Genomic DNA, 15118 nt, shown 5'->3' on the forward strand with positions numbered 1-15118 from the left:
ACCATAGGCGCCGTGTCGCTCGCCGCGACACTGGCCAGCTTCCCGTCCCATGCAGCGAACGCTGAGGATCGCCCGGTTATTCGTGGAGCCTTCATCGAGTTCCCGCCACTGGCCTACCACTACGGACACCGGAGAGGTGGAAGGCACCTTCATTGACCTGTCCGAGGCTGTCGCCGACCGGGCCGGATACCATATCACCTGGCAGGAGCTCCCCATAGAGCGGGTCTACCTGTATCTGGAACACGGCGACATCGATATGTGGCTCGGGTCGGCCGGCGTTCCCGAGCTGGGCCCCTACACCCGGGAAACCGATTTTCATACCGGCAGCATCCGGCTCAACGCCTACTCCCGGGAGGATGCGGCCCGAATTTCCTCCATTGAAGATCTCCAGGGTAAAAGCCTGATCCTGATCCGGGGCTATACCTACTGGCGCCTACTGGACTCTCTGAAGGAAGACCCGGACACCCAGGTCACGATTGCCCCAAGTCACCTCTCTGCCATCCGGATGCTGGCATTCGAACGTGGCGACTACCTTATCAACTTCCAGTCCCCCATGGACAACCTGCTCCAGGACAACCCCCTGCCCGACCTTCAGTATGACAACCTCCTGGATTGGCCCCTGACACTGGTCTTCTCGGAAAAGGCACCGGGCACCGACAGGATGGTCGAGGACCTTAACCGCGCCTGGGATGACATGAAGGAAGATACCGAAATAATCGGGCAGGAATACTGAATAAACGTTCTATATCACCTGGCAGAACACAAAAAACCCCGGCTCGCAGGCCGGGGTTTTATTCTTCAGGCCGTAGCCTGACAACAAGGCAACCGACGGATCAGTTGCTTGCCACGTTGCGAACACCGCTGCCCGGAGGCGTGCAGGTAAAGGTCACCGAAGTGTCCTCGTCGTTCACCTGGGACAGCAGCTCACTGCGGGACAGGGACGGCGTGGCACGGTCACCCGGCACAAACTTCTCGTTGGCGTTGAACACCCAACGTCTGGTCTGGCCATCAAGTACCGCCGTGGCTACCAGGTCGCACTCAGGACGTGGATCGGTCACCAGGGCCCGCTCGATCAGCAGGTCCAGACGAGCCTGTACGTCCGCTCGGTTGCGGTTGTCCGGGTTCAGGGTCACCTGCTGACCCACGATGGGATTCATTTCCGACGGGAATGCCAGGGCCAGGTCCTGGACCATCAGGCGATTCTCTTCACCCAGCAGGAGGAATACCGGAGCACTCAGGAAGTTGTCGATGGAACCGGATGCCCCCTGGTTGTCGTAACCGAAGCCACGGATCTGGGGACCGGTTTCCGGACGATCGGCACCATTCTTGGTGAACATGCCAACCTTCTGGTACATGTTTCGCAAGTGCGGGATCTTCATGTCCTCGTCAACATCACCACCCTCAATGGACATGGTGCCATCGGTACCGAACATGCCCTGATCCGCATCCAGCACATGGCAACCATTACAGTTGGTCACGAAATCGGAATTGATGGTGTTGTAGACCTCCAGGGCCTCCTGCAATCGTGGACTCAGGCTGTTGTCCAGGGCCGCAACCGGATTGGGCGGATAGGCCAGCTCCAGCGCGAACTCCGCGAAGCTGGTCATTTCCGCATCCGTCAGTTCGGAGGAACGACCCACAAGACCCGGGAAGGCCTCGTTAAACTCCTTGAAGGCGGCCATTTCGAGGCTTTCGCCAGGCGCCCGGTCCTCACCGGTACGGTCGCCCCGCCAGTGCATGGGGCCATTGCCTTTCAGGCCACGCAGACTCTGGGTGGCCATGGGTCCCTTCATGGCGTGGAAGGTCAGGTTGCGGCCAAATGCAGGAACGTTCTCGTTGTACTCGTTGGGATTGTCCTCGGAGGCGATATCCGGGTTACCCAGGTCCCAGGACAGGTGGTCCATGTCCCCGAACACGTGACAACCTGCGCAGGAGGAATCACCCCGACTGGAGGTGTAGGTGGCGTCGTACAGGAACCGGCGACCCTCGACCACTTTCTGCGGTTCCGGATTGTCCATGGTGACATGGGCCAGCTCGCTCATGGTGCCGTCGATATCCACCACTGACACGCCGTTGTCGAAGCGGGTGGTCACGAAGGCACGGCCACGAGCCTCATCCAGTACCACCCCGGTGGCACCGCCACCGCTGACAACCAGCTGGTCGTTGGTATTGGGCTGGAAGCTGTCGTTCTCCAGGGCACCGGTGTCATAGCGTACCAGCTTGCTGGAACCCATGGATGCCATGAACAGGTCCTCGCCATCAGACGACACCGCCATCTGCAACGGAATGGCGACAGCACGCTCCTTCTCGCTGGCGGTTCCGTTGCCAGGTTCGGTGGTATAGTCGATGTGCTTGTTCAGGTGACGCGGCAAGGCATTATTGCCGTCTACCACAGTGATCCGACTTTGCACGAAGTTGCCATTCACGGTGGTGGAGGCCAGGCCAGGGCCTTCGAAACGGGTCAGGTTGTTCGCTTCCTGGTTGGAAACGTACACATTGCCGTTGCTCGGGTTGACCGCCAGGTTAAACAGCGTGGTACCCACGCCACTGGTGCGGGAGGCCACACGGGGCACGGAACCGGTGGTGTCGATCTCGAACACGTCGTAGTCCGGCAGTTCGAGCTTGACCAGATCGTTCCAGGCCTGGGGGGCATCGCCATTGACGGGATCACCGGGTCCCATCCAGTCCTGACCGTCAAACTGCACGATCATGCCGGTACGGGGTTGCTCGGTACCATCCGCGGCAACCTGCGGACCAGGTTTGTCCAGACCGCCATCGGGAATTTCCTCATCCAGGACCGTGGTCCGGTTACCGGAGTTGAATACGGCGGTATACACCGTGGTGCCATCCGGGCTGCGGGCCAGGCCGCGCAGGGTGTCGCCAAACATATTGAGGATGGTGACGGGCTCGCCGCCAAGCTGGAAACCGGGATTACCGGCATCGAACACCCAGACATCAGCACGACCGACACCCGGCGTGGTCAACTCGGGATCGAACGGCACGTTCTGACCACGGTGGGCAGCGGTAATGAAGGCCCACTGGTCGTTATTACCGGCAAAGACGATGTCCCGGGGCTCGTCACCCACCAGCAGCGTATTCCTGATCCGGGCGGTGGTACCGGATACGTCAACGATGCTGACACTGTCGGACAGGTGGTTGACCACCCACAGCTCACCGTCGTTACGCAGGGTCACGGAGACCGGCTCCAGGCCCACCGGAATGGTTTCCACCGGGGTGGGGGAGGCACCGGATACATCGAACACCTGCACGGTGTTGTCCGGCGTATTCACCACGTAGAGGCGGTTGCCGTCAGACGACAGGGCCATGGGGCGCACATGCCCGGATTCGAAGGTGACGAAATCCCCGGCTTCAGGCATGGGCTCATCATCACCGCCGGGGTTGTCCGGATCATCGGGATCGTCCGGGTCATCGGGGTCATCCGGATCGTCCGGATTATCCGATGCATTGCCCTCAAGCAGGATGCTGCCCAGGCCCGCCCGTTCGAAGAAACTGGACGCATTGATGGCGAATTGCAGGTATACCTGGTCCTGACCATCGGCCACATCACTGATATCCACGGTCACCACGCCGGATCCGCTGCTGACGGACTGGATGGACTGGAAGGTGCTGCCGTCGCTGGACACAAAGGCTGTCAGTGACTCACCGCTGTCAAACCCTGAAATGTCCCTGTAGAAGGACAGGGTCAGGTCACTGGCGCCATTGATCGCGATGGGGCCGGAACGGACCCGGGTCTCGGTAGACCCGCCACCACGCATGGACACCTCACCCGCGGTCATATTGTAGACGCGGCCCTGGTCGGTAAAGGCGCCAAGGCCATCCGAGAAATTCTCCTCGAAAAGGACCGCCGCCGGCGCATTGACGGCAGCCATGGCCAGGGCCAGGCCGGACAGATAGTAACGACATGCCGAGGCCCGCCTATTCATAAGCGGTCGCCTGATGTTCTTATTCATTGGAACTCTCCATTGAACTCTCCCTGAAGGCAACCTACTGCTCCCTGGCTACCCTGTTTGCGTTATGCATCGTCCATACTGCATAAGGAGCGGACCGGAGCCGCCCCTGAACTGGAACCCGCAGGATACCCGTGGTCATGACCGCATCATTTGTGCGCAATGATAATTCGGTACCATCTGAGCACTTGGTCACGCCGATATGACCTCACTTCCAGCCAATACCGGGTAGGATATAGGGATGACAGAAAGCCACTGACAGGCGCTGAACATCGTCTCGCGCCCAGGCCCCGTTGTTCAGGGGCTTCTCAGGGAGTTTGGAAAGACTTGCATCCCACGGAGGGAACCCCGTGCAATCTCCGGCCGACCGTGTGCCCACTCACATCTATATCTGGGATAACCGCGTACTTTACGCCGGCCCCAGCCTGGCACCGCGCTACCGCAGCTACGGCAGTGCAGCCCTGCTGGTCGGTGTGGAAAGCAACCTGCGGGTACATCGACAGACCCATGCCGACGAAGCGGTGGATACCCGCTGCTGTCTGGTCAGGCCCGGCCTGCCCATCTGGGTCGAGAGTGACAGCCCATCCGTCATGGTGCTGTTTCTTGATCCGTTCCAGCACGACTTCGCTGCCCTGTCCGGAACCGCGGTCCACAGGACCTGCGATATCCTCTGGTCCCTGTCCGGTGAAGATCACCTGGTGTCCCTGGCGCGGCATATCCTGGGAGCATCCCTGTCTCCCCAGGCGGTGCTGGGCACCCTCGTGAAGCTGGGGGTGCCGGACACCAACCGGCTGGACCCGACCGGCGTCGACCCCAGGGTTGTCCGGGCCATCAGCATGATCCGGGGAGGGCGAACCCAGAACATCACCACGGAAGACCTGGCGGCCACGGTCAACCTCTCAGTGCCCCGGGTGATCCAGCTGTTCCGCCAGTACCTTGGCATCTCCGCCGGTCGCTATCGGCAATGGCACCGCATGCACGCCACCACACTGGCCATCGCCAATGGCCAGACCTTCACCCAGGCTGCCGTGGCTTCGGGATTTTCCGACCTGGCCCATTTTTCCAATACTTTTCACAGCATGATGGGCATCATGCCATCCGGACTGCTCAGAACCAGTGAAGGCGTCCGCTTCCATATCGACCCCCAGCTGTTGGCGGAGGGTTTCAGCGCCCTGTCCGGATCGAGCAAGCCCCTGGAAGTTTCCTGAATAGCGCCGTCACCACAATGTGCTAGCTTTGTATCAGGAAGTCCCTGAAAGCGTCCTTAATGCCGTATCAGGCCTTTCCCATGACCATCTGATGATGCTTCCAAGGAGCGTGCTGGATATGCTGAGCCATCTGATTCTGACCGTTGATTATTCCGACAACTGGGAACAGGCCATCAAGCAGTTGCCCCCCTTGCTGGAGCGACTTGGGACCAAGAGGCTGACGCTCACCTATGTAATTGAACCCCACACCCGAAAAGATATTCGGGACAGCGACAGCGCCGTGGAGAGCAAACTGAGGGATCTTGCCAAGCAGTATGCCGAACAGTGGCAGGTGGATACCGACTATGAGGTCCGTCATGGGTTCGTGGCCTCCTGTGTACTGGAGCTGGCCCGCCACCACCAGGCCGATGGTGTTATCTGCTGCAGCACCCATCACTCCGCCGGTCGCGAACTGTTCAGGGGTAATATCACCATGAACCTGGCCCGTATGACGCGGCGTCCCTTACTGATACTGCCGGTTGAGGCACAACCTTCCTCCCCGCATTCACCAGTGTTCCTGGCCACCGACGGTTCCGGGAACGCCCGCCGTTGCGAGGATCTGTTCCGGGGGCTGACAGGCGATGGCCAGGAAGGCCGGGTGGTCTGGGTGCGTCCGGATGACGCCCCTCCGGAGGCCGACGAGGTGGACAGGCTGGTTCACGATATCGCCAACAGCAAGGCCTCGGTCCATGCCAGGATCCTCACCGGGCATCCGTCCCGTGAGCTACTGACGCTGATCAGGGACAGCCAGCCAGCACTGACCCTGATCGGCAAGCGCGGCAGCACGCCCGAGGACCAGTTTCCCCTCGGGCACACCGCAGAAACCGTCGTACGGGAAAGCCGCCACCCGGTGTTGCTGGTCCCCTGACTACTCCTCGAACAGCTTGTCGGTCCTCGCCGCCATGATGAAGTCGTTACGGTGCAGGCCATGGATCTTGTGGGTCCACCAGCGCACCGTCGCCTTGCCAAACTCCAGCAGGATGGCTGGATGATGCCCCTCTTCCTCTGCCAGGTCCGCTACCCGGTTGGTGAAGGCCTGGGCCTGGACGAAATTACGGAAGCGGAACTCCCGGCGTAACTGGTTGACCCCATCCACCTTGATGACTTCCCAATCGGGCACGTCCTTCATCAGGGTATCCTGCTCTTCCGGGGTGACGGTCGGCGCATCAGCCCGGCAGGCTTCACATTGCTCTTTTTCCAGTGCAATCATTTTAGTGTCTCCCTATGTCTGTGCGTTCCGTTCGGTTCATCTTCACCGTAACAGGTCGGCACCACTGTTGAAATCCTCCCGGGTTCATAATACTGTACATTTAAACAGTATCGGATTGAACCATGAATGACCTGCTGAACACCCTGTTCACGGATGCCCGTCTGTGGCACGGACACCACCAGAAGACAACCGCACCCGCTCCGGATCCCACCGGGTTCGACGCCCTGGATGAGCAGCTCGGCGGCCTTGGATGGCCTCGGGGAGCCCTCAGCGAATGCCTGCTGGATGTCCCCGGGATCGGTGAACTGCAACTGGTACTGCCCCTGCTGCGGCGGGTAACCCACCGTAAACAGGCGGTGTTCTGGATCAATCCACCCCTGACACCCTACGCCCCCGCCCTGGCCCGTGAGGATATCGACCTGGATCAGTTGGTGGTCGTGCGGACCGAATCCCACCCGGACCTGCTATGGACCCTGGAAAACTGCCTGCGCTCCACCATCACCGGCCTGGTCATGGCCTGGCCGGGCACCCTGGCCGCCCGGGACATCCGCCGCCTGCAACTGGCTGCCGAGGCCGGCCAGAGCAGTTGCATCCTGTTCCAGTCCCGCCGGGAGGCTCACCAGAGTTCCCCGGCCGCCCTGCGCCTGGAACTGGCACCCGATCCTTCGCTGGCCCTGCGGATCAACATCCTCAAACGCCGGGGAAGCTGGCCCGGTGAGGGCTGCACCCTGCCCCTGCCAGCCCGGGCGGGACAGGCCGACCGGGAACCCTCCGCCACGGTTATCCGCGGGCCCTGGCCTGACGGACCGGCGCCATGACCTGGCTATACCTGCATTTCCGGCACCTGCTGCTGGACCATATCGCCCGCTCCCGGCAGGATACCGGGCCACTGGCGGTGCTGTCCCACGGCACCCGGCAGGTGCTGCAGGCCTGCCCCCGGGCCAGGGAGCTGGGCATCCAGCCCGGTATGGCCCTGAAGACCGCCCTCAACCTGGCTCCGGAACTGGTCATGATCCACGCCGACGATGCCCGCCAGGGCGAGATACTGGAGCAACAGGCCCACTGGCTGTACCGCTACATGGACCGAATCACCCTGCATCCACCGGACGGCCTGTTGGCGGAGGCCGCCAGCGTGCAGCGACTGTACGGCGACCTGGAAACACTGCGGCAGCAACTCCAGCAGGCCCTGGACGAGCGACGGCTGAACGCCACCCTGACCACCGGCACGACGCCCCTGTCGACCCGCCTGCTGGCCCGGGCCGGGGTCCAGTGCTGTACCGGGGAAGCATCGCACATGCTAGGTCGGCTCGAGGCTCTCCCCCTGGCCCACGCCGGCTTTGATGAACGCACCCTGCAACGCCTGACCCGCCTGGGTCTGACCACCCTGGGCCAGGTCTTCCGGCTGCCGGCCCCGGAACTGGCCCGCCGCCTGGCACCGGAAACCCTGGCCTATGTCCAGCGGCTCCAGGGGCAGCGACCGGACCCGCAGACCAGTTGGCAGCCACCCCACCACTTCCGGCAACGGGCTGATTTCGGCCTGCCCGTGGAGAAAGCCCAGGGCCTCCTGTTCGCCCTGCAACGCATGCTGTCGGAACTGGAAAGCGACCTGCAATGGCGCCAGCAGGACACCGACAGCCTGTTGCTGATACTCCACCATTACCGGCGGGAGCCCAGTCGCCTGAGGGTGCGCACCACCGGCCCGGAACACCGGGCGGACGCCTTCCTGAGCCTGCTCAGGATTCGCCTGGAGCAGCACCCCTTGCAGGCACCGGTGGAAACCCTGGAACTGAAAGTCACCCGCTTCCTCGACCGTCAGGCTGTTACCCACACGGACCTGCTGGGGGAAGCCTCCGATCCCGGCGAAGCCTGGCATACCCTGGTCAGCCGCCTGCAGGCCCGCCTGGGGGAACAGGCCCTGCATCACCTGGCACCGGCGGCGGACCACCGGCCGGAACGGGCCTGGAGCGCCCGCAGCCTGGCCGCCGGGCACCACGGCCATGGCAGGGCTTCGGCACACCTTCCCTTGCGCCCGCTGTGGCTGTTGCCACACCCCCTCCCCCTGGACACCACACCGGAAGCCTGGCTCAGCAGCCCTGAGCGCATCAGTGGGGGCTGGTGGGATGGCGCCCGGGTGATGCGGGACTACTACATTGCCCGCCTTGCCAGCGGGCAACTGGCCTGGGTCTACCGGGACAACCAGCTAAGCTGGTTCGTCCATGGCTGGTTTGGTTAGGAGTCGCCCCATGAACGGTTATGCCGAGTTGCACTGCTTCAGCAATTTCACCTTCCTGACCGGCGCCTCCCACCCCCATGAATTGGCGGAGAAGGCCCTGGAGCTGAAATACCAGGCCCTGGCCATTACCGATACCTGCTCCGTAGCCGGCATTCCCCGGGCCTGGCAGGCTCTGGAGGGCAGCCCGGTGGCACTGATCACCGGCAGCTATTTCGAACTGGAACCGGCATTTCCAGCATCGCCCACAACCCGGCTAATCCTGCTGGCCCGCACCCTGGTGGGCTATGGCCAGCTCTGCCGGCTGATCACCACTGCCCGGCGCCGGGCTCCGAAAGGCCGCTATCAACTGCTTCCGGAGGACCTGGAAACCCATACCCTGGATCACTGTCTCTGCCTGTGGTTACCACCGGTACCGGAGCAGGACCGGTATGCCGAGGCACATCGCATTGGTGAATGGCTGCTGGACCGGTTCCCGGACCAACTCTGGCTGGCGGCCAGTCGCACCCTGGAATCCGGGGAGGACCAACACCTGCAACGTATCCACGCCCTCTCACAACAGCTCGGGCGCCCCATTGCCGCCACCGGCGAGGTGCACATGCACTGCCGGCAGCGCCAGCCCCTGCAAGACGTACTCACCGCCATTCGCCACAACACCAGCCTGGAAGACGCCGGCCATCACCTGTTCCAGAACGGTGAACGCTACCTGCGCCCCCTCCCCGTACTGGAACGCCTGTTCCCGAAGGCCTGGTTGCAGGAGACCCTGACCATTGCCGAACAGTGCACCTTCCGCCCATCCGAGCTCCATTACGAGTATCCATCGGAACTGATCCCCCACGGCGAGACTCCGGCCTCCTGGCTGCAGGAATTGACCCGCCAGGGCGAACAACGGCGGTTCCCGGACGGCACGCCAGCGGATCTCCAGGCACAGATCCACAAGGAACTGGCCCTGATCCATGAGATGCGGTACGAACACTACTTCCTGACCATCCAGGACATCGTCAGCTTCGCCCGCAGCCAGGACATCCTCTGCCAGGGCCGGGGATCGGCGGCCAACTCGGCGGTCTGCTACTGCCTGGGCATCACCGAGGTGGACCCCCGCCAGGTGGAGCTGCTGTTCGAACGGTTTATCTCGAAGGACCGTGGTGAGCCCCCGGATATCGATGTGGACTTCGAACACGAGCGACGGGAAGAGGTCATCCAGTACATCTACCGGCGCTATGGGCGGGACCGGGCCGCCCTGGCAGCCACCGTCATTCGTTACCGCCCCCGCAGCGCTATCCGGGATGTGGGCAAGGCCCTGGGTTTTGACCCGGTACAGGTGGAGCAACTGCTCAACGGCATCGACTGGCGGGACCGGGAAACCGACTGGCGCGGCCAAATTCTGGACAAGGGACTGACCCGTCACGAGCGCGTCGCCAACCAGTTCTTTACCCTGGTGAACACCCTGCTGGGCTTCCCCCGCCACCTGTCCCAGCATGTGGGCGGCTTCGTGATCAGTTCGGGCCCCCTGGCGGAACTGGTACCCACGGAAAACGCCGCCATGGGAAACCGCACGGTGATCCAGTGGGACAAGGACGACCTGGAAAGCCTGGGGCTGATGAAGGTGGACGTACTCGCCCTGGGCATGCTGACAGCCATCCGCAAGGCCCTGGCACTCATCCCCGGGGGCGACGGTCAGCCCCTGACCATGCAGGGCATCGAGCGGGAAAACAAAGCCACTTACGATATGCTGAAAACCGGCGACAGTATCGGCGTTTTCCAGGTGGAGTCCCGGGCACAGATCAATATGCTGCCCCGCCTGAGACCGGAAAAGTACTACGACCTGGTGATCCAGGTCGCCATTGTCCGTCCCGGCCCCATCCAGGGGGATATGGTGCACCCCTACCTCAAGCGACGGCACGGCCTGGAGAAACCCACCTACCCCAACGCCGAAGTCCGGGCGGTGCTGAAACGAACCCTGGGCGTTCCCATCTTCCAGGAACAGGCTATCAAACTGGCCATGTTGGCCGCCGGCTTTACCGCTGGCGAGGCTGACCAGTTACGCCGGGCCATGGCGGCCTGGAAGTCCCACGGCGACCTGACGCCGTTCCGGGACAAGTTGATCAACGGCATGCGGGCCCGCGGGCACGATGAGGACTTTGCCGAACGGCTGTACCAGCAGATCTGCGGGTTTGGGGGCTATGGCTTCCCGGAGTCCCATTCCGCCAGCTTTGCCCTGCTGGTGTATATCTCCGCCTGGATCAAGTGTCACCACCCGGCGGCCTTCTACTGCGGCCTGCTGAACAGCCAGCCCATGGGCTTCTACTCCCCGTCGCAACTGATCCAGGATGCGCGCCGCCATGATGTCACCGTACTGCCGGCGGATGTGAACCACAGTCACTGGGACTATACCCTTGAGGGCCCTGGACAACACTTGCGTGTTGGCCTGCAACAGATCCGGGGCCTGAATCCGGACAGCGCCGATATCCTGTGCCGTCAGCGACCACCCGGCGGCTACCACAGCATCAGGGAACTCAGGCAGCGCACCGCCCTGCCCCAGCGGGACCTGGAGTTGCTGGCCGGAGCCAATGCACTGGAGGCTATCAGTGGCCATCGCCACCAGAGTTACTGGCAGTTACTGGGACACGAACCCGCCGCGCCCCTGTGGGTTTCCGAGGCCGGTGATGACGGCGACTACCGGACGGAGCAGGATGACATCGACCTCCCGGAGCCATCGGAGGGCCAGAATATCCTGGCGGATTACGCCAGCCAGGGACTCAGCCTGGAACGGCATCCCCTGGCCCTGCTACGGGAACAGGGCGAACTGCGCAACTGCCTGAACTCGCAGCAGTTAAAAACCGCCGAACCCAACCGCCCGGTCCAGGTCGCCGGCCTGGTCACCGGTCGCCAGCGCCCCGGTTCCGCCTCTGGCGTGACCTTTGTGACCCTGGAAGACGAATTCGGCAACATCAATGTGGTGGTCTGGTTAAACACTGCCCGGCAGCAACGCAAACCTCTGCTGACCTCTCGGTTGCTGCATGTGAAGGGCATTGTGGAGCGTGAGGGGGAGATCGTTCATATCATGGCGGGAAAGCTGACGGACCTGAGTCATCTGATTCATACCCTGCCGGTGGCTTCCCGGGATTTTCAGTAGGCTTCTCGTTTGCTTCGACTTCATTAGCCTGCAAATTGGGGAGTATGGCACCCCCTACCACCAGACCAGCCCCCAAAATTCACCAGGCCGGAAAACAAAAAAACCCCGGAAGGCTAAATGCCTACCGGGGTTTTCCAAAGCCAGTGACAGAAGATCAGCTAAGCAGCTTGATCATCACACCGGCAGCAACCGCAGAGCCGATAACGCCGGCCACGTTCGGGCCCATGGCGTGCATCAGCAGGAAGTTCTGCGGGTTGGCCTCAAGACCAACCTTGTTGGAGACCCGCGCCGCCATTGGCACCGCGGATACACCGGCAGAACCGATCAGCGGGTTGATCTTCTCTTTCACCATGGAGTTCATCAGCTTGGCCATCAGAACACCACAGGCAGTACCCACACCGAAGGCGACGATACCCAGCGCCAGGATACCCAGAGTCTGGGCATCCAGGAACTTGTCCGCCATCAGCTTGGAACCCACGGACAGGCCAAGGAAAATGGTGGTGATATTGATCAGCGCGTTCTGGGCGGTGTCACTCAGACGCTCAACCACGCCACACTCACGCATCAGGTTACCAAAGCAGAACATGCCCAGCAGCGGCGCCGCATCCGGCAGGAACAGCACCACGGCGATCAGCACCACCAGCGGGAAAGTGATCTTCTCCCGCTTGCTGACCGGACGTAACTGGCTCATCTTGATGGCCCGCTCTTCCTTGGTCGTCAGCGCCTTCATGATCGGCGGCTGGATCATCGGAACCATCGCCATGTAGGCATAGGCCGACACCGCGATGGCGCCCAGCAGATGCGGAGCCAGTACGCTGGACACGTAGATGGATGTGGGGCCATCCGCGCCACCGATGATACCGATAGCTGCCGCTTCCAGGATGGTGAAATCAAGAACACCCAGCCAGTCGAGCAGCGCCGCACCCAGCACGGTACCGAAGATACCGAACTGGGCAGCCGCGCCCAGCAGCATGGTCTTCGGATTGGCCAGCAGGGGACCGAAGTCGGTCATTGCCCCCACACCCATGAAGATCACCAGCGGCCCGATGGTGCTGCCGATAACCACGGAGTAGAAGTTGTACAACATGCCATTGCCGTAACCGAAATCCTGAGCGATGGAGTTTGCCATCGCCATCTCGGAATAACTGGCCTCCTTAACCGCGACCTTGAAGGCTTCCTTCAGTTCGGGCGTCACCGACTGGCCGGCCTGATAGGCCACATCCAGTGGCGCGGCCAGCGCGGCAAGAATCTCGGCATTACCGCCCTTCAGCGCGAAATGGATGGCATTTTCCGCCGCAGTCAGGGCAAGCCCTGCCTCCGGAATATTCGCCAGGATACCGCCAAACCCGATGGGTACCAGCAGCAACGGCTCAAACCCCTTGCGAATTGCAAGGAACAGAAGAAGAAGGCCAACGGCGATCATGACCACCTGGCCCAACTCTATATTGAACAGACCACTGCCTGTCCACAGCGTTAGTAATTTATCCATGGAATGCTGGCCCTTATGCGATTGTCAGCATTTCGTCATCAGGAGATACGGCGTCACCAACCTTGATGAAAACTTCGCCGATGGTGCCGGCCTTGGGAGCGCGGACCTCGGTTTCCATCTTCATGGCTTCGAGGATGATCAATACATCGCCTTCCTCGACCTGATCCCCCGGAGAAACGTGAACCTTGAAGATGTTGCCGCCGAGAGGCGCCACAACGGGTTCACCTTCCCCTGTGGCCGGTGCCGGTGCAGAACCGGAAGCAGGTGCGGCAGCGCCACCCTTGGCTTCGATCTGGCTCAGCTCACCACCTTCGGAAACACCGACAACGTATTCCTTGCCATTCACGGTAACAGTGTAGGTTTCCGGGCCTTCGGTGGACTTGGCCGGCGCCGATGCCGCAGCCGCGTCTTCCGCGGAGGGTACCGGTTCGAAGGCATCCGGATTGCCACGATTCTCCAGGAACTTCAGGCCGATCTGCGGGAACAGGGCATAAGTCAGGACATCGTCCACTGCCTGGTCCGCCAGCTTGATGTTCTTCTCTTCCGCCAGCTTCTTCAGCTCATCAGTCAGCTTGTCCATTTCCGGCTCGATCAGATCCGCCGGACGGCAGGTGACCGGCTCCTTGCCATCGAGAACACGCTCCTGCAACTCCTTGTTGAAGTCAGAGGGCGCGGCACCGTACTCACCCTTGAGAATGGCGGCCGTTTCCTTGGAGATGGACTTGTAGCGCTCGCCCGTCAGAACGTTCAGTACCGCCTGGGTACCCACGATCTGGGACGTAGGGGTTACCAGCGGGATGAAGCCCAGGTCCTCACGAACCTTGGGAATTTCCGCCAGCACGTCATCGAACTTGTCGGTGGCATTCTGTTCGCGAAGCTGGTTCTCCATGTTGGTCAGCATACCGCCCGGCACCTGGGCAATCAGAATACGGGAATCGGTGCCACGCAGGCTGCCCTCGAACTTCGCATACTTCTTACGCACCTGGCGGAAGTAACTGGCAATTTCCTCAAGCAACTCCAGGTCCAGCCCGGTATCGCGGTCAGTACCTTCCAGGATCGCAACCACGGCCTCGGTGGGCGAGTGACCATAGGTCATGCTCATGGAAGAAATGGCGGTATCCACATTGTCGATACCGGCTTCCGCGGCCTTGATGGCGGTGGCGGTAGACATGCCGGTGGTCGCATGGCACTGCATGTGGATGGGGATATCCAGCTCTTTCTTCAGGCGGCTAACCAGATCAAAGGCCACGTAAGGCTTGAGGATGCCGGCCATGTCCTTGATGGCGATGGAGTCCGCGCCCATATCGGCAACTTCTTTCGCCATATCGACCCACATGTCGATGGTATGCACCGGGCTCGTGGTATAGGCGATGGTACCCTGGGCATGCTTGCCGGTCTTGCGAACGGCCTTGATGGCACGATCCAGGTTACGCGGATCGTTCATGGCATCGAAAATCCGGAACACGTCAACACCATTCTCGGCGGCACGCTCACAGAACCGGTCCACCACGTCGTCCGCGTAATGACGGTAACCCAGCAGGTTCTGGCCGCGCAGCAGCATTTGCTGCTGGGTATTCGGCATGGCTTTCTTCAGTTCGCGGATCCGCTCCCACGGATCCTCGCCCAGGTAGCGGATACAGGAGTCAAAGGTTGCTCCACCCCAGGATTCCAGAGACCAGAAGCCGACCTTGTCGAGCTTCTCGGCAATGGGCAGCATGTCATCAAGACGCATGCGGGTTGCCAGCAGGGATTGATGCGCATCCCGCAGGATAACGTCCGTGATCCCCAATGGTTTCTTGGTGTCAGTCATCGTGTCAGCCTTCTGTTAAAAGGTTCTA

General features: G+C 61.6%; 10 protein-coding genes. 6 read left to right on the forward strand and 4 right to left on the reverse strand.

All coding sequences use genetic code 11. The features are described from left to right. The first annotated feature begins 49 nt into the window (after positions 1 to 49). Entirely contained in the window at positions 50 to 733 is a 684-nt protein-coding gene (locus tag ACJO3T_RS08665) for a substrate-binding periplasmic protein (protein WP_406978314.1), read from the forward strand. Between the two features lie 100 nt (positions 734 to 833). On the opposite strand, the gene ACJO3T_RS08670 is transcribed toward ACJO3T_RS08665, so the two are convergent. Further along, positions 834 to 3944, reverse strand: a complete 3111-nt coding sequence (locus tag ACJO3T_RS08670; RefSeq protein ID WP_406978315.1) for a hypothetical protein — start codon at positions 3942 to 3944, stop codon at positions 834 to 836. Positions 3945 to 4318: 374 nt separating this feature from the next. On the opposite strand from ACJO3T_RS08670, the gene ACJO3T_RS08675 reads away from it, so the two are divergent. Continuing rightward, the gene (locus ACJO3T_RS08675; RefSeq protein WP_406978316.1) at positions 4319 to 5176 is read left to right on the forward strand and encodes a helix-turn-helix domain-containing protein; all 858 of its coding nucleotides are present in this window, start codon (positions 4319 to 4321) and stop codon (positions 5174 to 5176) included. 118 nt (positions 5177 to 5294) lie between these two features. Then, on the forward strand, positions 5295 to 6083 hold the full coding sequence (locus ACJO3T_RS08680; RefSeq protein ID WP_406978317.1) for a universal stress protein: 789 nt from the start codon (positions 5295 to 5297) through the stop codon (positions 6081 to 6083). On the opposite strand, the gene ACJO3T_RS08685 is transcribed toward ACJO3T_RS08680, so the two are convergent. After that, the gene (locus tag ACJO3T_RS08685; RefSeq protein ID WP_406964626.1) at positions 6084 to 6425 is read right to left on the reverse strand and encodes a 4a-hydroxytetrahydrobiopterin dehydratase; all 342 of its coding nucleotides are present in this window, start codon (positions 6423 to 6425) and stop codon (positions 6084 to 6086) included. It abuts the gene before it with no gap. Positions 6426 to 6547: 122 nt separating this feature from the next. Here ACJO3T_RS08685 and imuA point away from each other — a divergent pair, with 122 nt between their 5' ends. The 3 genes from imuA to ACJO3T_RS08700 are packed head-to-tail and all read left to right on the forward strand — an operon-like array spanning position 6548 to position 11791. Further along, on the forward strand, positions 6548 to 7243 hold the full coding sequence (gene imuA, locus ACJO3T_RS08690; RefSeq protein ID WP_406978318.1) for a translesion DNA synthesis-associated protein ImuA: 696 nt from the start codon (positions 6548 to 6550) through the stop codon (positions 7241 to 7243). Further along, a complete protein-coding gene (locus ACJO3T_RS08695) occupies positions 7240 to 8658 on the forward strand; it encodes a Y-family DNA polymerase (protein WP_406978319.1) in 1419 nt (472 codons plus the stop codon). The genes imuA and ACJO3T_RS08695 overlap by 4 nt, the downstream gene beginning before the upstream one ends. Before the next feature lie 10 nt (positions 8659 to 8668). After that, positions 8669 to 11791: an error-prone DNA polymerase gene (locus ACJO3T_RS08700; RefSeq protein ID WP_406978320.1), complete on the forward strand. Its 3123-nt coding sequence runs from the start codon at positions 8669 to 8671 to the stop codon at positions 11789 to 11791. 154 nt (positions 11792 to 11945) lie between these two features. Here ACJO3T_RS08700 and ACJO3T_RS08705 read toward each other — a convergent pair whose 3' ends face one another. Both ACJO3T_RS08705 and oadA read right to left on the reverse strand, forming a co-directional pair. Beyond that, a complete protein-coding gene (locus ACJO3T_RS08705) occupies positions 11946 to 13280 on the reverse strand; it encodes a sodium ion-translocating decarboxylase subunit beta (RefSeq protein ID WP_406964621.1) in 1335 nt (444 codons plus the stop codon). 13 nt (positions 13281 to 13293) lie between these two features. Further along, positions 13294 to 15090: a sodium-extruding oxaloacetate decarboxylase subunit alpha gene (gene oadA, locus ACJO3T_RS08710; protein WP_406964619.1), complete on the reverse strand. Its 1797-nt coding sequence runs from the start codon at positions 15088 to 15090 to the stop codon at positions 13294 to 13296. Between the last annotated feature and the right edge of the window lie 28 nt (positions 15091 to 15118).

It is taken from the genome of Marinobacter shunpengi (assembly GCF_045449715.1).
GTDB lineage: Bacteria > Pseudomonadota > Gammaproteobacteria > Pseudomonadales > Oleiphilaceae > Marinobacter.